We start from the raw sequence: 21,723 nt of genomic DNA on the forward strand, positions 1-21,723 counted from the left end.
GGGCCGAATTTCATCCCGACGATGGAACTGAATGGAACGGAATGGAACGCCGTAATCGGGAGGCGTTCGCCGTCATATATCGCGCCGATTCCCATGTAAGATCATGTACATCTGAGTCATACTCTGCTGCACTATGCGCATGGGGCGACGGAGGGCGGCAGGCATATGAGGTGGCTGCGCGGCTGGTGGCTCCTGGTGCTCGCGGCGATGGCGAGCGCGGTCGTCTCACTCCTGGCTTCGTCCATGCCCGCGCTGGTCGGCTCCGTGCTGGTGGGGGCGGTCAGCGGCGGGGCCGCGGTGCTCACCGTACGAGCCGAGCGGGCGATCGACCGGAACGCGGCCACGCGGCCGCAGCTGTACACCGGCGAACGGGGGAAGCCGCCCCAGGTGCGTGACATCGAAGACCCGCTCAGCATCGGGGTCCACCTGGCGCCCCCGCTGACCGGGCCCGACGGCACAATCGACCGATGCCCGCCGTACACCCGCCGCGACCGGAGCGACGACCTGGAGCGGGCGCTGGCCGTGAGCAGGTTCGTCCTGGTCGTGGGCGAGTCGACGGCCGGCAAGACCAGAGCCGCCTACGAGGCGATGCGCGCCTGCCTGCCGGACCACACGTTCATCCGCCCGGTGGGCAAGCCGGACCTGCCGCAGGCCCTGGACCTGGCGCGGCGCCGGAGCAAGAGCGTCGTCTGGCTGGACGAGCTGGACCTGTACCTGGGCGTGGACGGCCTGACGGCGGAGATGGTCAGCCCGCTGATCGCCGCCCCTGACCGTCATTGCGTGGTCCTGGCCACGATGAGATCGCACGAGCGGGCTCGCTACAGCCCTCGGTCGAGCCCGGGCCTGAGCGACAGTGAACGGCAGGCGCACCGGCTGGCGGGAGCCGTGCTGAAGCAGGCGCTGGAGATCCGGATCGAGCGCCTGTGGTCGCCGGACGAGCGGCGGGCGGCGGCCGACGTCGACGATCACCGGATCCGGCAGGCGCTCGCGCATGGCGAACAGTACGGCGTGAGCCAGTATCTGGCCGCCGGCCCGCAGCTGTTCCAGGAATGGCTGGACGCTCAAGGCTCCTGGCCGGAGGGCCGGCCGCGCGGCGCCGCGCTGGTGAGTGCGGCGGTCGACGTACGGCGGGCGGGGGTGCAGCGGCCGGTGCCGCTGTCGTTCCTGCGCGAGTTGCACGAGGGCTACCTGCGGGCCGGTGTTCGCCCGGAAACGTGGGAGCAGGCGCTGGACTGGGCGACGCAACCGCTGCACTCGACCAGCAGCCTGCTGGTTCCGGCCGAGGACGAGCAGTATGTGGCGTTCGATTATCTGGCCGACGCCCTGGACGAGGCTCGAGGCCTGTCCGAGGTGCCGGGAGAGATCTGGGAGGCGGTCGTCTCCTTCGTCACCGCGGGTGATGTCGTGGAGGTCGGCTGGTCGGCATATTTCCGGAGCCGGATGGATATCGCCGAGCGCGCCCTTCACCAGGCGTTCGACGCGGGGCTTTTCGAGGCCGCGCTGGACTTCGCCTACATGATGAGTTCGGCCGGTCGCGACGAGGACGTGGTGAGCTGGCTGGAACGAGCCCTGGCCAGGGCGTCCGAGAGCGGAGCCCCGCCGGAGGAGGTGATCGCCCTTCGCGACCGGGTGGCCTGGTGGATCGGGGCGCGCTTTCACGAGAGCGGAGAGCCCGCCCGGGCGCTCGACCTCGCGCGGTCGGCGGTGGAAGAGAGCGAACGGCTCCTGGGCGCGGAGCATCAGCAGACGTTGCTCTGCCGCCTGACGCTGGCCCGCCAGGTCGGCGCGGTGGGCCGCGAGGAAGAGGCGCTCGCGCTGGCGGAGGAGCTCGTCGAGGTCGGTACGCGGGTGTACGGGGCGGACAGCGACATCGTGTTCGGTGGGCGGTTCGAGATCGCGGTCTGGACCCGGTGGGGCGGGAATCCCCGCCGGGCGGTGGAGCTCTGGCGGGAGCTCGCCGCCGACAAGGTCGCGATCGGTAACGGCGAGATCGCCGACACCCTGGACAACATCGAGGCCACTCTCGAGGAGATCGGTGACCCGCGGCTCGACGCCGATGCCGTCGCCTGGCTCGACGAGCTGGGTGAGCGTGCGCTCCAAGAGGGGACGCTAGATGGCTGGGGCGCCATCACGCTGTTCACCAACCTGGCCTGGTGGGTGGGCGGCCGGTTGGACGGGCCGGGAGACCACGAGCGGGCCAGAGAGCTCGCCGAATGGGCCCTGGAGGTGGGCCGGAGTACGTTCGGCGCGGGTGACGCGCATGTTCTCGCCGGTGAGGTCATCCTGGCGCACCAGCTCGGCAGGCTCGGCGACCCCGAAGCCGCTTTGCGGCGCTGTGCGCGGGCGGCCGAGGACGCGGCCCGGATCTATGGCGAGACCCATTACCTCACCGTCTTCGCGCGATCCGTACTGAGCCGGTGGAGCCCTCAGGGCTCAGCGGGATGAGGAGGCGACGCGGGATGAGGAGAAGATGCGGGATGAGGAGGTGATCTCCGAGAGCCAGGCCTTCTCCGGTTCGAGCAGGGATTCCGTGGAGAAGCCGGCGTCCGCCTCCACCTCGGCGATGCTGGCGCGCACCTGTGCCGCCTGGCTGTCGGCCAGGTGGTCGAAGATGGTCAGGGACCTCCGCCAGGTCTCGACGGCCAGCACCGGGCAGCCGGTCGCCGCCAGGGCCTGGCCGAGGATGTGCAGGGTGCGGGCCTCGGTGTTGCAGTCGCCGATCTCCCGGCTGCGGTCGAGCGAGCGGAAGCACCAGCGGATCGTCTCCTCGTGGTCGCCCAGCGCGGCGTATGTGATGCACATGTCGGTCAGCGCGATGCCCTCGCCCCAGAGATTGTCGATCGCGCGGAAGGCGGCGAGTGCGGACAGATGGTGCTGCAGCGCCGTACGCGGCTGGCCGAGAGCGAGCAGTGCCCGGCCGAGCCCGGCCGAGGCGATGGCCTGCCCCCAGTGATAGCCGAGGTCGGTGAAGATGGCCAGCGCCTCTCGGTGGCACACGACGGCGGCCTCCGCCGCGTCCAGGTCCCGGTGCACCATGCCGAGCGTGTTCAGCGCGTTGCCCTGGCCCCAGCGGTCGCCGAGATCACGCTGGAGCGCCAGCGCGATCTCGGCGTGCGGGAGCGCGTCCTTGAACTGCCGGTGGTCCCAGTGACCCAGCGCGAGGCTGGTGCGGATCGTGGCCTCGGCGTGCGCGTCGCCCAGTAGCAGTGCGGCCTCCAGGCCGATCTCGTTGCTGGAGATCCAGGAGTCCCAGTGCTTGCGCAGGTTGAAGAAGCTCCACAGCGCGCACGGCAGCTGCCATGCCACGCCGTACTGGCCGAGGGTGAAGGCCCGCCGTACGGCGGCCATGAGGTTGGCGTGCTCGGTCTGGAGCCAGCACAGCGCGTCGTCGTAGCCAGAGAAGGTGTACGGCTCGCACGACGGCTCCAGCGGCGGGAGCGGGAGGCCCTGATGCTGCGGGTTGAGCACCTGGTCGGCCTGGTCGACGGTGTGCAGGTACCACGACAGCAGGCGCTTGACCGCGGCCAGCCGGTCGGCGTCGGACTCCTCGGCCTCGACCCGTTCGCCGGCGTAGACGCGCATCAGGTCGTGCATGCGATACCGCTCGACGCCGCCCGTCTCCAGCAGGCACCGGTCGGTCAGGATCTCGGCCAGCCGCCGTGCCTCGGCGGGCGGGACCCCGATCAGCGCCGCGGCGGCGCCGACCCCGAACTCCGTCCCGCTGTGCAGGCTGAGCAGCCGGAACGCCCGCGCGGCCCGCGGGTCCAGCGCCTGGTACGACCACGAGAACACCGCCCGCAGGCTCATCTGCGGATCGTCGTCCACGTCGAGCAGGTCGAGGCGGGACCGCTCGTCGCGCAGCTGGGCGACCAGGTCCGCCAGCCGCGCGCCGGACCGCCGGGTCACGTGCTCGGCGCTGATCGCCAGCGCCAGCGGAAGGTGGGCGCACAGCCGGGCCAGCTCGGCCGCGGCCGCGGCCTCGTCGGACACGCGCCCGGCACCGAGGATCTTGCCCAGCAGCGAGTGCGACTCGTGGTCACGCAGCCTGCGCAGGAAGACGTGCCGCGCGTCATCGTGTACGGCCAGCCCGGCCAGGCGGGTACGGCTGGTCACCAGCACCAGACAGTCCGACCCGGGGAGCAGGGGTCGTACCTGGGCCGTATTGCGGGCATTGTCCAGCAGCACCAGCACCCGGCGCCCGGCCAGCGTGCTGCGCAGCAGCGCGGAGCGGGCCTCGACCGCCGTGGGGATCTGGTCGGCGGGCACGTTGAGGGACCGCAGCATCATCTCCAGGGCGGTGGCGGGCGCCATCGGCTCGCCGGGGCCGAACCCGCGCAGGTCGATGTGCAGCTGCCCGTCGGGGAAGCGCTCCCGCACCTGGTGGGCCCAGTGCACGGCCAGCGCGGTCTTGCCGACCCCGCCCGCGCCACCGATCGCCGCGATGACGATGGGCCGGTGCTCTCCCTCTTCCGGAAGTAAGTCGTACAGCTTCGCCAGGTCCGCGTGGCGACCGGTGAACCGGGCCAGGTCGGACGGCAGCTGGCGCGGCACCGAGGCCGGGGGAGGGGTCTCGGGTTCGGCGGGCGCCGTCGTCAGGGAAATGCCGTTCAGTACGGCCTGCTGGAGACGCCGCAGCTCACTGCCGGGATCGATGCCGAGCTCCTCGCGCAGCAGGGCGGCGACGTGGCGGTAGACCTCGAGCGCTTCGGCTCGGCGCTCGGCGAGATGGAGGGCCAGCACCAGTTGTTCCCACAGGCGCTCGCGCAGCGGATGCTCGGCGGTGGCGGCCTTGAGGTCCGCGATGATCTCCTCGTGGCGGCCGGTCCGCAGCCCGAGGTCGAACCAGCGCTCCAGCAGCCGCATCCGCTCCTCTCCCAGCCGGGGCACCTCATCGCGATGCAGCGACTCCGACGCCACGTCGACCAGCACCGGTCCCCGCCACAACCCGAGCGCCTCGCGCAGCAGGCCGGACTCTCCCGGCTGGTCGCCCGCCCCGGCCGCCCGCGTCGCCTGCTCGGCGAGCTCGCGGAACCGCTCGACGTCGAGGGTGTCGGCGTCGGCCCGTAGGAGGTATCCCGCCCCCATGGTCTCGATCAGCGGCCGCCCGCCGGCGCCGTCGTCCAGTGCCCGGCGCAGCCTGGTCATCTGGGTGTGCAGGGCCGCGCGCGCCTGCTTGGGCGCGTCGTCGCCCCACACGTACTCGATGAGTTTGTCGGGCGGTACGTGGTGGTTGGCGTTCACCAGCAGCGTCGCCAGCGCGATGCGCTGCTTGGCCGCCGAGAGCCGTACCGGCCGGCCGCCCCGTGTTATCTCCAGTGGTCCCAGCACACTGAACCGGATCCCCGTACCCGTTTCCATCCGTGGACCTTTCCGCGATCTCCCGACGGTGCGCGCCATCCCCAATGACACGATCACCTGTTCGCACTCTCCACCATGCAGCAAGGAAGGACGGTTTCCGCGCGTACCGGAATACATCCTGCCCGGAGTGCTACTTCATAGCCATCCTTAATACGGCCGCACCGCGCTGGGGCGACAGGTTGCCGAAAGGATGACGTCAGCCTTTTGACAGGGCCGCTGTTTACCGTGATGACGACAAGGGGTCAGGAATTTCACGTAGACCAGGGGGAGAAACATGCAGAAAAGACATCTCGGGGTGGCTGCGGTGTCAGCTGTCCTATTCGCCGGCGCCCTCATGCCCGCGCGAGCGCGTCGGCCGCGCCCATGTCCGTGACGGCAGGGGGCCGTACCTGGGGCTACTGCGGTCCGTTCGAGGCGCGTTGGGACGGGGACATCGTGACCACCCCCGCCGCGCGCACATCGAGCGACCCGAACCTGCGGTTCCGCGCCTGCGGGGCACCGAGGGGCGTGCCCGGCAGCCGGGCGATCTGCACCGCCCCCTGGTAACAGGGACCGCGTCCTGGCCGCCGCCGGCGCACCCACCGGCCGGGACGCGGCCTTCGGCGAGCAAGACCCGGGTCTGACCGAGCTGGTCAGATTTGGGTCTTGCTTGCCGGAAGACCTCCGATCTACGCTCCAGATTACTCGTTAGTTAACTTTCCTAATAAAACGAGTAGGAGCACCCCCCGATGCACCGATCCATCCGGCTCGTCGCGCTGGCCGCGCTCGCCGCCGCCCTCTTACCCGTCACCCCCGCCCAGGCCGCGGCTCCCACCCGATACGAGGCGGAGAACGCCACGATCTCGCAGGGCGTGGTCGAGTCCAACCATGCCGGATTCAGCGGGACAGGATTCGTCAACTACGACAACCTGACCGGCAGCTACGTCGAGACCACGATCAACGCCCCGAGCGCGGGCACCGCCTCGATCACGCTGCGTTTCGCCAACGGCACCACGGTCAACCGCCCGATGGCCATCGCGGTCAACGGCACCACGGTCAACCGGGACTTCCCGAGCACCGGCGACTGGACGACCTGGCAGGACGTCACGATCACCGCGCCGGTCAACGCGGGCGCCAACACCGTCAGGGCCACGGCGACGACCGCCAACGGCGGGCCCAACCTCGACTACATCGACGCCGACGTGGCCGCGCCGTCGAACGACTACCAGGCGGAGAACGCCACGATCTCGCAGGGCGTGGTCGAGTCGAACCACGCCGGGTACACCGGCACGGGCTTCGTCAACCTCGACAACGTCGTCGGCTCGTACGTCGAGTTCACCGTGAACGCGGCCACCGCGGGCAACGCCACACTGGCCCTGCGCTTCGCCAACGGCACCACGGTCAACCGCCCGATGGCCATCGCGGTCAACGGCACGACCGTGAACCGGGACTTCCCCGGCACCGGCGCCTGGACGACCTGGCAGGAGGTCACGGTCGCGGCCGCGTTGAGCGCGGGCGCCAACACCGTCCGCGCCACGTCCACCACCGCGAACGGCGGGCCGAACCTCGACCGGCTGAGCGCCTCAGTCATCGGACCACCTGACACCGAGAAGCCGTCCGTGCCGGGCAACCCGCGCGCCACGGGCACCACGTCCGCCTCCATCACGCTCGCCTGGGACGCCGCCACGGACAACAGCGGCACCATCAAGGATTACCGCGTACGCGAGGGCGACACCGTCGTGGCCACCGTAACGGCCGCCACCGCCCAGATCACCGGCCTGGCGCCCAGCAGCACGCACACCTATACGGTCACCGCCCGCGACCCGTCGGACAACGAGTCGGACCGCAGCGCCGCCGTTACGGCCACCACCCAGGCGGGCGGCACCGGCACCCCCGTCGCGGCCAACGGCCAACTGCACGTCTGCGGGGTCAGGCTCTGCAACGAGCACGGCAAGGAGATCCAGCTGCGCGGCATGAGCTCGCACGGCCTGCAGTGGTACTACCAGTGCCTCAACACCGCGTCACTGAACGCGCTGGCCGACGACTGGAAGGCCGACGTGCTGCGCATCTCCATGTACATCCAGGAGGACGGCTACGAGACCAACCCGCGGCTGTTCACCGACCGGGTGCACAACCTGATCGAGCAGGCGACGGCCAGAGGCATGTACGCGATCGTCGACTGGCACATGCTCACCCCCGGCGACCCCAACTACAACCTGGCCCGCGCCAAGACGTTCTTCACCGAGATCGCCCAACGGCACAACGGCAAGAACAACCTGCTCTACGAGATCGCCAACGAGCCCAGTGGCGTCTCCTGGTCCACGATCAGGAACTACGCCCAGCAACTCATCCCCGTCATCAGGCAGTACGACCCCGAAACCCCGATCCTGGTCGGCACCCGCGCCTGGTCCTCCCTCGGCGTCTCCGACGGCGCGAGCGAGACCGAGGTCGTCAACAACCCGGTCAACGCGACCAACATCATGTACACCTTCCACTTCTACGCGGCCTCCCACGGCACCGAATACCTCAACACCCTGTCGAGGGCCGCTGACAAGATCCCGATGTTCGTCACCGAGTTCGGCACCCAGACCTCCTCCGGCGACGGGTCGAACAACTTCACGAGGTCGCAGCAGTACCTGGACCTGATGGCCCAGAAGAAGATCAGCTGGACGAACTGGAACTACTCGGACGACGAACGCTCCGGCGCTGTCTTCACCGAGGGCACCTGCCCCAACGGCCCCTTCACCGGCACTTCTCGCCTCAAGGCAGCCGGCGTGTGGGTCCGCGACCGAATCCGCACCCCCGACGACTTCTGACCCACGTGGGTGTCCGCCCCTGGACCGGACACCCACGACGGCCCGTCTTCTTCCGCTCCCCCGGAGGGGGTCCCACCGTGGGGCTCCAGCCGCGACGGACCGCCTTCCTTCTCTCCCCGAAGGGACCCCAGCCACCACGGACCGTCACAGGGACCGAGACGGTCGGGTGACGAAACCCTCGGTGGACCTAGGAGAACAGGTCGCGAATCTTCCCGATGACCTCGACGATGACCGACACCTCGCCCGCCCTGAGCGAGAGCCGCTTCAGGGCGTCGAGGATGCGCGACCGGTCCGGCTCCGGCTCGGCCAGCTCCCGCCGGACGTCGGCCGCGTCCCGGCGCGCCTTGCCCGGCTCGTCCACGACCGACTCGTGCTCGCCGAGCAGTCTCTCCAGCTGGTCCAGGAGCTGTGCGGCCGTACCAGGCGCCGGCGAGCCGAGGTGGTTGACGGTGGCGCGGGCGTGCTTACCCATCGCGATGGGGCGATTTGACCTGGCCACCGGTGATGTGCAGGCCGTATTCCGTGCCTATCGAAGCCTCCCAGCGAGTCATGTGCCTGGCCATAGGACGCCGACGCGTGCTCGCCGAAGACGATCGGGCCGTTGATCGTCCCGCCCGGGCCCATGGACAACGAGGTGACCACGAACTGCGTTTGACGCGCTCCCTGGGATGCATCCCGGAGATTCCGCCTGTGCCGCATGGTGTCATGCGGCATTTCGGTGGCTTCCTGCTTCGTCGGCCGTGCCCCGTGCCTGGCGCTTGCGCGCTGGGCGTGGGGTCTTACCTGCCTCCACAGGCGTTTGGGGTCTCCGCTTCCCGCCCATCTCAGGGTCGGGTTTCCGTCCAGCGGCGACCTGCCGCCTCCCGGCGGCCAAGATGTTGATCGCGGCATTCACATCCCGGTCATGCCTCACGCCACAGGCGCACACCCACTCCCGCACGCTCAGCGGCATCACCTGCGCCAGGTTCCCGCACGCCGAGCAGAGCTTGGAGGAGGGATGGAACCGGTCGATCCGGGCGAACGTGCGACCGTAGAGTTTCGCCTTGTACGCCAGCATGCCCACGAACGCCGACCAGCCCGCATCGTGCACGCTCTTGGCCAGCCGCGTACGGGCCAGCCCCTTGACCGCCAGGTCCTCCACATAGATCGCTTGGTTCTCGCGAACTATCCGCATGGAGGTCTGATGGTGGAACTCCCGGCGCGCATCGGCGACCTTCGCATGCTGCTTGGCGACCTTGATCCGGGCCTTGACCCGGTTCGCCGAACCCTTCTCCTTACGCGACAACACCTTCTGAAGGCGCTTGAGCTTCTTCTCCGCCCGACGCAGAAACCGGGGCGAGTCGACTTTCCGGCCATCGGCCAGCACCGCGAAATGCCCCAACCCCAGATCGATACCGGTCTCAGCCTCGATACGGGGCAACGGCCGTTCGGCGACGACGACCACGAACGAGGCGAAGTACCGGCCCGCCGCGTCTTTGATCACCGTCACACTGGACGGATCGGACGGCAGGCGGCGTGACCAGCGCACCTTGATGTCACCGATCTTCGGCAGGGACAGTTTCCCGCCTGTCGTGATCGTGAACTGGGCGTTCCTGGTGAACCGGATCGCCTGCCGGTTGTCCTTACGGGAACGCAGCCGGGGCGGGCCGATTTTCGCCCCCTGACGTTTGCCGGACAAACTGGCGAAGAAGTTGCGGTAGGCCACGCAGGCGTCCGCGAGGGCCTGCTGGAGCACCACCGCCGACACCTCACCCAGCCACGCCCGATCGGGACGTTGTTTGGCCTGGGTGATGACCTGCTTGGAAAGCTCTCCATTGGTGATGAACGGCAGCCCCTCGGCGTGGGCATGGCGACGCACGGGTCCAAGCGGAAGCAGTAACGCAGCTGCACGGCCTCGATTCTACAGTTGAGTTATGGCCGGACACAGTGAAATCCGGACCGGAATGCACTGCGTTTCCCTCCTCCGCGCCCACTTGGTTTTCATCGCGAAGTTGTGTCATGAGGTGCTCATTGGGATGAGGGTTGCCAACCATTCGAATGTGCTCAAAGGGCTATGAAACAGCTGGTGGCGAAAAAACCGGAAATCGGGACGTCGCGTACCACAAGTGTTGTACTCTCCCGCTCATTCGTGCGTGGCGGTGAGCCTATAGTGGGCGAATATCTCAAGAGCGGCTCGTTATCAAATAGTCTTCTTTCGGTAATGCGGGCGGTCGTCGACGCGACGAATCAGCAATAAAGCATTTGTCCTGGCTTTTCGGGATTGATTAGGGAGAGGTGCATTGGTGGATGAATCGGGCTCCGGCCGCCTTTGTGGGCGATGCGGGGCCGACGCCGGGAACCTCGACCGGTGCCCGAGGTGTGGAGCGGCCCTCGCGGAGCCACCGGCGCGGGCGGACGGTGGGGAATGGGACCCCTGGGATCGGCCGCGCCCCTGGACGTCGCTGGTCTTCCTCGGCCTGATCCTGCCGGCGCTCGCCCTCGGGCTGGTCTGGTGGCTCGCCTCCGGTCACCCCTGGCCCTCCGGTGAAGGAGACACCCAGGCGCGGCAGGACGAGGTGCCCGTGCTCACCGATGCCACCGGCGCGACCTCAGCACCGGCGACCGGCACCGGATCACCGGCGGCCGACACCGACCAGGCCGCCCGGCAGGCCACCGGTCTGGATGATCTGCTGACCAACAGCCACTCGATCCGCGCCGGCCTGTCGGGGGCCATCGCCCGCGCGAGCAAATGCGAGCGGGGCGGCGTGAACGCCATCCAGAACATCACCGTCAACCGGCGCGATCAGCTGACCATGGCCCAGGCGCTCGACCTGACCGCCCTGCCGGAAGGCCCCGCGCTCAAGGAGTCCCTCGTGGCCGCGCTCCACGCCTCCTACTCCGCCGACGCCGCCTTCCTCACCTGGGCCCGGCGCCACCTGGCGAAGGGCTGCACCGGACCCATCGCCCAGGATCCCGACTACCAGCGCGGCCTCGACAAATCGGGCGACGCCCAGACGGCGAAGGCCCGATTCGTCGAGGCGTGGCGCCCCATCGCGGAAACCTACGGCTTGACCCACTGGAAGGCCGACGACATCTAGAGGCCGCATCTAAAGGCGACGTCTGACGGCGGCAGCCCGCAGGATCGGTCAGATGCCCGGCGTCCGCATCGTCGAGACGAGGGGTTCGACGATGCGGACGCCGGTGCTGTCAGCGCATGCGGACCTGGGAGGCCAGCGTGCCGCCGCTCGTGGCCTGCCATCCCGCCACCACTGTCGGGTGGCCGCCCGTCGCACGGGTCAGGGGTACGGTCACGGTCGTGGTGCCCTTACCGGAGACGGTGACGACGCGGCTGCCCGCCGTGCCCTGGTCGTCGCGGACGAACAGGTGCGCCTTACCGGCGGCGTTGGCGCGCAGTGTCACCTTCACGGCGTTGCGTCCGCTCATGGCGGAGACCACCCGGCCGCTCTCCGACTCCTTCGCCGCGGGACCGCCGGCGAGCGGGAGGTGGACGCGGACCGCCTGCTCCAGCGACTGCGGCGAGTCCAGGCTGGACAGCCCGGTGTCGGGGATCACCGGGTCGGGCGGGGTGGTCGGCCGATCGGCCGGCGGCTGGTAGCCGGGCAGCGTCGCCACGCCCCACCGGTACGGGTCACCCTGTACGCCACCCCAGGTCGACCAGCCGATCCGGGTCTGGCCGGTCTTGTCCTGGGTGTCGGAGTCGTACACCAGGATGTTGAGCCCGAGATGCGCGGGATCGACCGCTCCCGGCAGGGTCTCTATCGGGATGGCAATCTCCACGTCGTACGCCCCGGCGGAGACCTTCGAGGCCACCCGCATGCCGGTGGCGGGTCCCTGGTGGTTGTCGGCGTCGCGCAGCGCGCAGGGCGGCCCCTCGGCCGTCACCGGCAGCACCGCGGCCTTGAACGTCGTGGAGGTGTTCTCCGACGTGCCGCGCGGGTCGAGGGTGACCTCGACCGAGTCGGTACGCCAGTGCCGCTTGCAGTCGGAGGCCGGCAGGCGGGTGCCGACGACGTCGTCCTTCACGTGGACCATCAGGAACAGCGTGTCGTCCCGCCAGCTCACCTTGGCCGTGCCGGAGCAGTCCGCCGCCGACGAGCACGCGGTGCCCTCCCACAGGCGGGAGATGTCGAGGGCGGGGCCGGCGTATTCACCGTCGCCCTCCACGCCGTCGACGGCCGGCGCCGCCGCGGCCTGCGGGATGGACGTCGCCGGGACCAGTTCGAGCGCGGGCTTGCTGACCGACGATCCGTCCGCGCTGGTGGTGGTGATGGTGTACGCGTAGTCGCCGCCCTGGTTCGAGGTCTTCAGCGCGGGGTCGGAGTTGGTGACGGTGAACGGCACCGTCGTCGAGGCCCCGGCCGCCAGCCCGCTGTAGGGCGCCTCGGCGCGGTCGGCGGTGAAGCCCGCGGGCAGGTCCAGGCGTACGGTGCCGGACTGGGTGGTGCCGCTCACGTTGGTGACCACGACGCCCACCTGGCGGGAGCCGCCGGACGGGAGGGTGAGCACGGGCGTGACCAGGCCGCGCAGCTGCGGCACGCCGAGTTCGGCGGTCCACTTCTCGTACTGGGCGACCTGGGGAAGCAGCTGCTGCCCACCTCGTACGGCCGGGCTGACCTCGACCTGCCGGTCGGTGTAGCCGCGTCCATGCTCGGTGGTCAGCGTGGCCGCCAGGCGAGCCCGCTCACTCGCGCCCTGGGGCGGTGTCACCGTGAACGTCGCGGATCCCGTACGCCCCTGGGCGATCCTGCCGAGGTCACCGGAGCCGCTGACCTGCCACCCCTGGGGGGCGCGCAGCGCGACGGACGATCGGCCGAGTGGTTCGCCGGACGGGGCGGTCGCGGTGACCTTGACGGTGAACGCCGTTCGCGGGCGGACGTCGAACGTACTGGGCCGCAGGTCGAGCAGGGTGCCGAGCGGCACGGTGCCGGCCGCGCGGGTCAGCGCGCCGTCGAGGATCGCCGTCGGCGCGGCCGCCGCCGCGCTGCCCGGCTCGGGGAAGGGCACCCGCGAGTCCACCTGGGTGAAGAAGTCGCAGCCCAGCTGGGCCGGGTCGGACGGCACGTCGGGGAAGACGGCCCAGCCTTGGGAGGCGTACGAGCGCTGGGCCTCGCGCTCGATGGTGGCCCAGGTCTTGCCGCCCTGGCTCTGGGATGGGCGTCCGCTCCACACGCCGTACACGTTCTGCGCCGGGTTCGTGGGACGGAACGTCGCGGCGCAGGCCGGACCGACCTGGGAGGTGCCGCGCCCGCCGCCGAGGAAGAGCCGGGCGGGCGCGAAGGGCCGCAGCCCCTCACGGGTGAGCTGCTCGGGGAAGGCCTTCGGGTCGGCCGCCGCGTAGAACGCCTCGACGGCCAGCCGCGCGGCCTGCTGGTGGTTCCCGTGGTTGCCGGGGGAGGGGGCCGGGTCCATGGTCAGCATGACCTCGGGCCGGGTCTGGCGGACGACCCGGACGACCTTCTCCAGGGTGTCGTCGCCCCAGATCTGGTCGGTGAGCGGGGCGCTGACCGTGTAGTAGAAGTCGACGTCGTCGAGGTTGAACACCTCTCGCACACCGGCCCGGCCGACCGCGGTCCGCTCCTCGGCCTCCCGCAGCAGGCCCAGTGCCGGGCCTTCCTCCGGCCCGACGGCGTTGCCGCCGCCCTCGCCCCGGGTGACGGTGACGACGCCGGCGCGGATCTTGTGGTCCTCGTTCCACTGGCCGAGCGTGGACAGGCTGAACGCCTCGTCGTCGGGATGGGCGCCGACGAACAGCGCGTCGAGGTCGAGGGGTGGAGCGGGGGCATGCTCGGCCAGCGCGGGCGCGGTCGGCACGAAGGCCAGCGCGGGCGCCGCCGGCACGAAGACCAGCGCGGCGGCCACCGCTACCAGCGCGTGGAGCGACCTCTTCAAGGGAACCTCCGGGGGGTTATTCGCGGACCGCCCCCTGGAGCAGTCCGCGGACGAAGTGACGCTGGAGGAACAGGTAGAAGATCACGACCGGGGTCGCCACGATGACCGACCCGGCGGCGAGAAGAGTGAAGCCGGAGGTGTACTGGCCCTGGAAGAAGGCCAGCCCCAGGGGCGCGGTCCGCAGCGACTCGCTGGTCACCATGATCAACGGGATGAGGAACTCGTTCCACGTCCACATGAAGACCAGGACGGTCAGGGTGACGACGGCGGGCCGGGCCGGGGGCACCAGCACCTGCCACAGGATGCGCCAGGTCGAGGCGCCGTCGATGCGGGCGGCCTCGACGATCGCCCGGCTGCTGGCCCGGAAGTAGGCCCGCATCCAGAACGTGCCGAACGCCACCGACAGCGCGACCTGCGGCAGCGCGACCGACCAGAAGGTGTCGATGAGGCCGAGCGAACGCAGGTCGAAGTAGAGCGGGACCGCGATGGCCTCACTCGGCATCATGATCCCGAGCATGAACAGGTAGAACAGCACCGACTGGCCGCGGAAGCGCATGGTGCCGAACGCGTACCCGCTCATGATCGACAGCACGACGCTGACGACCACGACGAACGCCGACACCATCAGGCTGGTCCGCAGATAGGTGCCGAACCGTCCGATCTCCCACGCCGCCGAGAAGTTGCCCACGTGCAGCCCCGCCACGCTGAGCCCCTGCCCGGTGGCGTCGGCGCTGTCGTCGGGGCCGAGCGCGGCGAACAGGATCGACAGGATGGGGAAGAGCGCGAACGCGGCGAACGCCGACAGGATGACGTAGTTGGCCAGCCGCTCCCCGCGCGAGATCACGAGGCCCCCCTGTCCGCGAAGCGGTTGATCATGAACGAGATCGCGAAGATGGCCACTGTCAGGGTGACCCCGATCGCCGCCGCCGAGCCGATCTGGCTGAGCCCGAAGGCCCGGTGGTAGACCTCGTACGACGGCACCGAGGTCGAGGTGCCGGGACCGCCGCGCGTGGTGATGTAGACCAGGTCGAAGGTGCGCAGCGCGGCGATCACGGTCAGCGTCAGCGCGACCGCGATCTCCCCGCGTACCGAGGGCAGCGTGACCGCGAAGAACTCCTTGACCGCCCCGGCCCCGTCGAGCCGCGCGGCCTCGTACAGCTCCGAAGGGATGCGGCTCATCCCGGCCAGCAGCAGCACGGTCACCAGGCCGGTCTCGAACCAGGTGCCGACCACGCCGACCGCCGGCAGCGCGAAGGTGTAGTCGCCCAGCCAGCCCCTGGTGAGCGAGTCGAGCCCGAGCGCGCCGAGCAGGCCGTTGAGCGTGCCGTCCGGGGCGTACACGCGCCGCCAGGCGACGGCCACCACGACCATGGCGACCACCTGCGGCAGGAACACCACCGTCCGGAAGAACCCGAGCCCGCGCACCTTGGCGTGGTTGAGTATCGCGGCCAGCATCAGCCCGATGGCCAGCGGCGCCAGCGCGTAGAACGCGACGAGCACCAGGGCGTGGACGAAGGCGTCACGAAGCCCCTCATCCGCGACGATCGCCGCGTAGTTGGACAGACCCGCCCACGTGCCGACGGACAGCCCGTCCCAGTTGTACAGCGACAGCTGTACCGCCCGGCCGATCGGATAGAGGAGGAACGCCGCGTAGATGACGAACGCCGGAAGGATGTAGAGATAGGCGACGCGCCGGGGTTCCCCGGGAGGTCGGGCCACGCTCACCCGTTGCTCTCCGCGAAGGCCTTGTAGTCCTTCTCCAGCGTGGCCAGGAACTCCTGCGGCGTCGCCTTCTTGGCCAGCAGGTCCTGCAGCGCCGCGCCCAGCGTGTCGGCGAAGGTCGGCGTCGCGTAGTCGAGGTAGGGCACCAGGCCGTCGTTCTTGGTCGCGGTGCCGAACGCCTTGAAGACGTCCTGCTGCGCGCCCGCCGGCACGCTCTGCTGGTCGGTGTCGGCCACGGGCAGGTTGCCGGTGGTGGTGAGCACCTTCATGGCGTCGGCGTTGGTGATGAAGTCGATGTACGCCGCCGCCGCGTCGGGGTTGGGGCTCTTGGCGGTGATGGCGAACGGCAGGCCCGTGCCGCCGGTCGCGACGGGCGGCGCGTCGGGTGTGGCGCCGGGCGGCAGGATGAAGCCGAGGTTCTTGCCCAGGACCTTCTCCATGTCGGCCATCAGCCAGGTGCCGCCGATCAGGAAGACGCCCTGGCCCTTGCTGAACGCCTGCCAGGCCGGGTCGTAGCCCTGGCCGTTGAAGCCCTTGTTGAAGTAGCCCTTGTCGACCCAGTCGACGAGCTGCTGGGCGGCCTTGGTGTTGTCGGGGGTGTTCCACGAGGCGCCCTTGCGGCCGAAGGCCAGCGTGCCGATCTGGGCGGCCGGAACGTTACGGCCCTGCACGGTGCCGAACACGTGGATGGCCGGCCACTTGTCGAGGTTGCCCAGCTGCATGGGTATCTCGCCGGCGCCCTTGGCCTTGGCCAGCGCGGCCTGGAACTCCTCCCAGGTCTTCGGCGGCTGCAGGCCCAGGCTGGTCAGCTTGGCGGCGTTGTAGAAGATGCCGACGACCTCGCCGACCTGCGGCAGGCCGTACAGGTTGCCCTCGCCGAACACCTTGCCGTCGGCGCTGTAGCTCGAATAGCGCAGGACGGAGTCCGGATAGCGCTTCTTCCAGCCGTACGCCTCGGCGTAGGCGTTCAGCGGGCGGAGCTGGCCGGCCTTCACGAACGCGCCCATCGAGGACCGGCCGTTGTTGGCCTCCACCACGTCAGGGGGTTCGTTGCCGCTCAGCGCCAGGCGCAGGGTGGTGTTGAGGTCGTCGAAGGAGCGGGAGACCCGCTTGAGCTTGATGTTGGGGTATTTCGCCTCGAACGCGGCGTTGAGCTGCTTCATCTGGGCGGCCTGCCCGCCGCGTACCTCCTGGTCCCAGATGGTGAGCGTCACGTTGCCGAGGGCCGCGGCGTCGGTGCGCACCGCGCTGGGCGCGGCCGACGAGGCGGCCGGCGGTGGAGCCGAGGAGCCGGGCGCGCACGCGGTCGCGGCGAGGGCCACGGCGGTGGCGGCGAGTACGGCACGCCTGCGAGGCGTCGGGGGGATCATGGTGTTACTCCTTTTGCGCAGGCACGCGGTGCGTGTTCGGGTCCTCGGGCTCGTCGGGTGGACCGTCCGCCGTGGTGCCCTCAGGCCCGCCGGACGCCTCGGCGGCGGTCCTGGCCGGTGGCTTACCCGGCGTCCGCGGCGCCATTCCCACGTCGGCCTGCCGGGCGATGGTGGCCGCCGCCCGGCGTACCGCGCCGACGGGGTCGGTGGGCACCAGCTTGTCGAGGAAGCCGTAGCGGCGGGCCAGCGAGTCGCCATAGGCGCCGCTGTGACCGGCCGCCGCGCGTACCTCGTGCCACCAGTCGGCGATGTCCCCCCAGCCGGGCGCGGCCAGCGAGCCGCCGAACTGCTGAACGGCCAGCGCCGAGCAGACCCCCGCGAACGCCAGCCGGTCGGCCAGCGGCCAGCCGCACAGGGTGCCGAGCACGAGGCCCGCGCCGAAGACGTCCCCCGCGCCGGTCGGGTCCAGCGCGGTCACCCGCGGAGCCGGGACGAACGCCTCCTCGCCCGTCAGGGAGTCGATCGCCATGGCGCCGTTCGCCCCGTCGGTGACCACGGCGAGGGGGACCCGGTCGGCGATCGCGTACAGGGCGTCACGCGGGCTATCGGTGCCGGTGTAGGCCATGGCCTCGACCGCGTTGGGCATGAACGCGTGACAGACCGCGAGCTGCTCCAGCAGGGCGGCCGACCAGGTGCCGGACGGATCCCAGCCCACGTCGGCGAAGATGAGGGCCCCGTCGAGCTGCGCCTTCTCGGCCCAGTTGCACTTGCCGGGCATGCCGAGCGGCTCCTCGGCCGACAGCGTCACGATCACCGCCCTGGAGCGCGGCGGGGCGCCGATCATGTCCGAGGCGGCCATGGGAGCGGAGTGGCCGTGGGTGACCATGCTGCGATCGCGGTCGACGGCCATGGAGACCGTCACGGGCGAGTGCCAGTTCTCGAAGCGCCGGGACCTGGACAGGTCGACCGACTCCTGCTCCGCGAGCGTACGCCAGCAGAAGTCGGCGTAGTCGTCGTCCCCGAACGCGGCGGCCAGCGAGGTGCGCAGGCCCAGCCGGCTGGTCGCGATGGCCAGGTTGGCGATGCCGCCCGGGCACGAGCCCATGCCGTCGGCCCAGATCTCCGTGCCGGCCGCGGGCATCGCGGGCAACCCGGTGAACACGATGTCGAGGAAGACCGTGCCCGCTAAGAAGACGTCGAACTGCGGCCCCTCCGGGGTTCGCTGATCGGCTAGAGGGTCGTACGCCTGGGCAGACACAGAACAAGTCCTCCTCGACAGAGCGAGATGTGCGCAATCTTGCATGTTTGCTCGCGCACTTCAAGTGTTTCACGCGAGGTTTTGGTCAATGATGCTCGCTCATGCGCGAATATGACTGATACGATTCCCGGGTGCTTCAGCGCCTCAGGCATGCCGAGATCATGCGCCGGGTCCGCCTCTCAGGCGCCACCAGCGTGAGCGATCTGGCCAGCCAACTCGGCGTGAGCCCGTCGACCATCCGCCGCGACCTTGAGGTGCTCGACCGCGACGGCACGCTGCGGCGGGTGCGCGGCGGCGCTCTCGCCGAGGTCGACGCCGACGCCGACCGGCCCTTCGCCGAGGTGGCGGTGGTCGACGAGCAGGACAAAGAGGCGGTGGCCGGCCGCGCCGCGCAGCTTGTCCGCGACGGCGACGTGGTCCTGCTCGACATCGGGACGACGACCATGCGACTGGCCCGCCGGCTGCGTGGCCGCCACGTCACCGTGGTCACCTCCAGCCTCGCCGTCCTCGACGTGCTCCGCACCGACCCGGCGGTCGAGCTGCTGCTGCTCGGCGGCATGGTCCGCCGGACATACCACTCGCTGGTCGGCGTGCTGACCGAGGAGGCGCTGCGCCAGGTGTGCGCCGACCGCGTGTTCCTGGGCGTGAGCGGCATCCGGCCGGACGGCCAGCTCGTCGACACCACGCTCGCCGAGGTGCCGCTGAAGCGCGCCATGATCGCGGCGGCGGGCCAGGTGGTGTTACTCGTGGACCGGCACAAGTTCCCCGGCACGGGCGCCCTGCGCGTGTGCGGTCCTGAGGACATCGACGTGCTGGTCACGAACGAGGGCGCCGACGAGACGACGCTGCGCAACTGCGCGGCCGCGGGTGCCGAGGTGCAGGTCGTGTGACAGCGGTGGCGATTCGTGTGCCAGCGGCCGCGATTCGAGCGGTGGCGATGAAGGGGTTTCGATGAGACTGACCGTTCTCGGCGGCGGCGGCTTCCGGGTCCCGCTGGTCTACGGCGCGCTGCTGCGCGACACCGCGAAGCCGCGCGTGGAGCAGGTGATGCTGTACGACGTGTCGGCCGACCGGCTGGCCGCCATCCGGCACGTGCTCCAGCAGCTCGCCGCCGGGCACGACCACCCGCCCGAGGTGCTGACCACCACCGACCTGGACACCGCGCTGCGCGATGCCACCTTCGTCTTCTCGGCGATGCGCGTCGGCGGGCTGGCCGGCCGCACCGCGGATGAGCGGGTGGCGCTGGAGCTGGGCCTGCTCGGCCAGGAGACGACCGGGCCCGGCGGCATCGCCTACGGCCTGCGCACGATTCCGGTCGCCGTACGGGTGGCCGAACGGGTGGCCGCCCTCGCGCCCCAGGCATGGGTGATCAACTTCACCAATCCGGCCGGCATGATCACCGAGGCCATGCGGAGCGTGCTCGGTGACCGCGTGATCGGCATCTGCGACTCGCCGATCGGGCTGGTCCGCCGGGCCGCCGCCGCCCTCGGGCTCGACCCGGCCCGCGTGTCGCCCGACTACGTGGGGCTGAACCACCTCGGCTGGCTGCGCGGGCTCACCCACCAGGGCCGTGACGTGCTGCCTGACCTGCTCGCCGACGACGTGGCGCTGCGGCAGGTCGAGGAGGCCCGGATCTTCGGCGGCGACTGGGTGCGGACCCTGGGGGCGCTGCCCAACGAGTATCTGTACTACTACTACTTCACCCGCGAGTCCGTCGCCGCCATGTCCGGGCAGACCCGTGGCGAGTCGCTGCTCGGGCAGCAGGATCGGTTCTACGAGGCCGTACGCGCACAGCCCGAGCAGGCCCTCACCGAGTGGGGCCGGGCACGCAAGGAGCGCGACGAGTCGTACATGGCCGATACGCGGGAGATCACCGACGCCGGTGAGCGCGACGCCGTCGACCTGGAGGCGGGCGGCTACGAAGGCATCGCGCTGGCCCTGGTGGGCGCCATCGCGCGTGGCGAGCCCTCCACCATGATCCTCAACGTCCGCAACGGCGGCGCGGTGGCCGGGCTGCCCGATGAGGCGGTCGTCGAGATCCCCTGCGCGGTGGACGGCTCCGGGGTCCGGCCGCTGGCCACCCGCCCGCTGCCCGGCCGTTTCCTCGGGCTCGTGCAGCAGGTGAAGGCGGTCGAGCAGACGGCCATCGAGGCCGCCCTGTCGGGCTCGTCCCGGCTGGCCGTCGAGGCGTTCGCCCTGCACCCCCTCGTCGACTCGGTCGGCACGGCGCGCAAGCTGCTCGACGGCTACCGGGCCCGCATCCCGGAACTGGCCGCCGTTTTCCAGTCGTAGCACGCGCCCGTCCTTCAGTCGTGCACCTGTAGCAATCGCCCGTCCATCAGTCAGTCGTGCGGTCAGTCTTGGCGCTCGTCGGGCAGGTTTCTGAGCGCGCGGAGCGTGGGCAGGAGCGCGGTCAGGACGCGGGCGTAGGCGGTGAGCAGGTGGGGCAGCTCATCCGCCTGCTTCCACAGGGAGTCGACGAGGTCGCTCTCTTCGGACGGGCGCGCACCGTCCCATTCATCGGACAGCTCCCACGCGCGTTCCTTGGCCGCTACGGCGATCTCCACGGCCTCGGCGGCGAAGCGGACGTTGTCCACCATGGGCGGCGCGACACCGGCCGCGGTCAGGGCCTGGACGAGGTCGCCGGTCTCCGGCAGGAGCGGCATCCGGTGCTTGCGCCACATCTCACCCCACAGGCGCTGCCGCCGCCCCTCCGGAGTCCCGTCCTCGACGAGCAGCGGGTTTCCCTCGGGGTCGCGCTGGAGGATCAGGCCGAGCTCCGCCGCGAACGCCTTGCCGCCGACCGGGATGCCCTCCGGCGTCCAGCACTGATCCATGCTGCCGGCCAGCTCGGCCAGTCGGCGGTCGGCTTCGGGGATGGGAGGCAGGCAGGCGAGTTCGGCCTGGCACATGCACGAGCTCGGATCGCCGGCGGCCGCGCGTACCCGGGTCAGCGGAACGCCGGTGAGCAGCGCCATCACCGCGCAGACCGCGAGGTCGACCCACCAGGCGATGAACTTCTGGGCGGCCTCCTCGTGCTCGTCGACCATGCTCTCGGCGAGGAGCACGCGTTGGACGATGAGCGACACCAGCGGTTCGAGTCTCAGCCCGCCGACCATCCGGCCGGACGTGGAGTCCTGCTCTCGCACGCGTTCGGCGAGGGTATAGGAGTCGCGGTAGTGCTTTTCCGCGGTGGCGTGGTCGGCCACGGCATGCTCGGCGATCTCGGCCACGCCCTCAAGAAGCCGATCGATCGACTCGTCGGTCAACGGCCGCCGGGCGGGGGAGGAGTACACGGTGGGGGCCTCCTGGCAACTGGCTGTTGCCGGAA

At 70.3% G+C, this 21,723-nt stretch carries 14 protein-coding genes; 5 read left to right on the forward strand and 9 right to left on the reverse strand.

The annotated features are described in order from the left end of the window. Positions 1-165: 165 nt before the first annotated feature. Complete coding sequence (locus AB0B61_RS00720; RefSeq protein WP_358425810.1) at positions 166-2,445, forward strand: hypothetical protein; 2,280 nt, start codon at positions 166-168, stop codon at positions 2,443-2,445. On the opposite strand, the gene AB0B61_RS00725 is transcribed toward AB0B61_RS00720, so the two are convergent. After that, positions 2,434-5,358: a BTAD domain-containing putative transcriptional regulator gene (locus tag AB0B61_RS00725; protein WP_358425813.1), complete on the reverse strand. Its 2,925-nt coding sequence runs from the start codon at positions 5,356-5,358 to the stop codon at positions 2,434-2,436. The genes AB0B61_RS00720 and AB0B61_RS00725 overlap by 12 nt on opposite strands. Positions 5,359-6,086: 728 nt before the next feature. Here AB0B61_RS00725 and AB0B61_RS00730 point away from each other — a divergent pair. Further along, complete coding sequence (locus AB0B61_RS00730) at positions 6,087-8,153, forward strand: cellulase family glycosylhydrolase (RefSeq protein WP_358425816.1); 2,067 nt, start codon at positions 6,087-6,089, stop codon at positions 8,151-8,153. 187 nt (positions 8,154-8,340) lie between these two features. Here the strand turns inward: AB0B61_RS00730 and AB0B61_RS00735 are convergent, their stop codons facing one another. Together AB0B61_RS00735 and AB0B61_RS00740 are read right to left on the reverse strand one after the other, a co-directional pair. Then, positions 8,341-8,625: a hypothetical protein gene (locus AB0B61_RS00735; protein ID WP_358425819.1), complete on the reverse strand. Its 285-nt coding sequence runs from the start codon at positions 8,623-8,625 to the stop codon at positions 8,341-8,343. A 231-nt stretch (positions 8,626-8,856) separates the two neighbouring features. After that, the gene (locus tag AB0B61_RS00740; protein WP_358425822.1) at positions 8,857-10,011 is read right to left on the reverse strand and encodes a transposase; all 1,155 of its coding nucleotides are present in this window, start codon (positions 10,009-10,011) and stop codon (positions 8,857-8,859) included. A 424-nt stretch (positions 10,012-10,435) separates the two neighbouring features. Here AB0B61_RS00740 and AB0B61_RS00745 point away from each other — a divergent pair, with 424 nt between their 5' ends. Further along, complete coding sequence (locus AB0B61_RS00745; RefSeq protein WP_358425825.1) at positions 10,436-11,230, forward strand: hypothetical protein; 795 nt, start codon at positions 10,436-10,438, stop codon at positions 11,228-11,230. A gap of 109 nt (positions 11,231-11,339) precedes the next feature. On the opposite strand, the gene AB0B61_RS00750 is transcribed toward AB0B61_RS00745, so the two are convergent. From AB0B61_RS00750 to AB0B61_RS00770, 5 genes are read right to left on the reverse strand one after another with little or no spacing between them, the layout of a single operon-like run. After that, positions 11,340-14,042 carry a sugar-binding protein gene (locus AB0B61_RS00750; RefSeq protein ID WP_358425828.1) on the reverse strand — a complete coding sequence of 901 codons (2,703 nt, stop codon included), beginning with the start codon at positions 14,040-14,042 and terminating at the stop codon, positions 11,340-11,342. 16 nt (positions 14,043-14,058) lie between these two features. After that, positions 14,059-14,886, reverse strand: coding sequence for a carbohydrate ABC transporter permease (locus AB0B61_RS00755; RefSeq protein ID WP_357941824.1), 828 nt, complete (start codon positions 14,884-14,886; stop codon positions 14,059-14,061). Then, a complete protein-coding gene (locus AB0B61_RS00760) occupies positions 14,883-15,761 on the reverse strand; it encodes a sugar ABC transporter permease (protein ID WP_358425831.1) in 879 nt (292 codons plus the stop codon). The genes AB0B61_RS00755 and AB0B61_RS00760 overlap by 4 nt, the downstream gene beginning before the upstream one ends. Positions 15,762-15,763: 2 nt before the next feature. Continuing rightward, complete coding sequence (locus AB0B61_RS00765; protein ID WP_358425834.1) at positions 15,764-17,134, reverse strand: extracellular solute-binding protein; 1,371 nt, start codon at positions 17,132-17,134, stop codon at positions 15,764-15,766. A gap of 4 nt (positions 17,135-17,138) precedes the next feature. Next, positions 17,139-18,392, reverse strand: coding sequence for a PfkB family carbohydrate kinase (locus AB0B61_RS00770; protein ID WP_358425837.1), 1,254 nt, complete (start codon positions 18,390-18,392; stop codon positions 17,139-17,141). A gap of 131 nt (positions 18,393-18,523) precedes the next feature. Between AB0B61_RS00770 and AB0B61_RS00775 the strand changes: the two genes are divergently transcribed. Beyond that, positions 18,524-19,282 (forward strand): DeoR/GlpR family DNA-binding transcription regulator, encoded by a 759-nt coding sequence (locus tag AB0B61_RS00775; protein ID WP_358425840.1) that lies wholly within the window; start codon positions 18,524-18,526, stop codon positions 19,280-19,282. 61 nt (positions 19,283-19,343) lie between these two features. Then, on the forward strand, positions 19,344-20,684 hold the full coding sequence (locus AB0B61_RS00780) for a 6-phospho-beta-glucosidase (protein WP_358425842.1): 1,341 nt from the start codon (positions 19,344-19,346) through the stop codon (positions 20,682-20,684). 62 nt (positions 20,685-20,746) lie between these two features. Here the strand turns inward: AB0B61_RS00780 and AB0B61_RS00785 are convergent, their stop codons facing one another. Next, on the reverse strand, positions 20,747-21,688 hold the full coding sequence (locus tag AB0B61_RS00785; RefSeq protein WP_358425845.1) for a hypothetical protein: 942 nt from the start codon (positions 21,686-21,688) through the stop codon (positions 20,747-20,749). Positions 21,689-21,723: the final 35 nt, after the last annotated feature.

It is taken from the genome of Nonomuraea sp. NPDC049158 (assembly GCF_040648335.1).
GTDB lineage: Bacteria > Actinomycetota > Actinomycetes > Streptosporangiales > Streptosporangiaceae > Nonomuraea.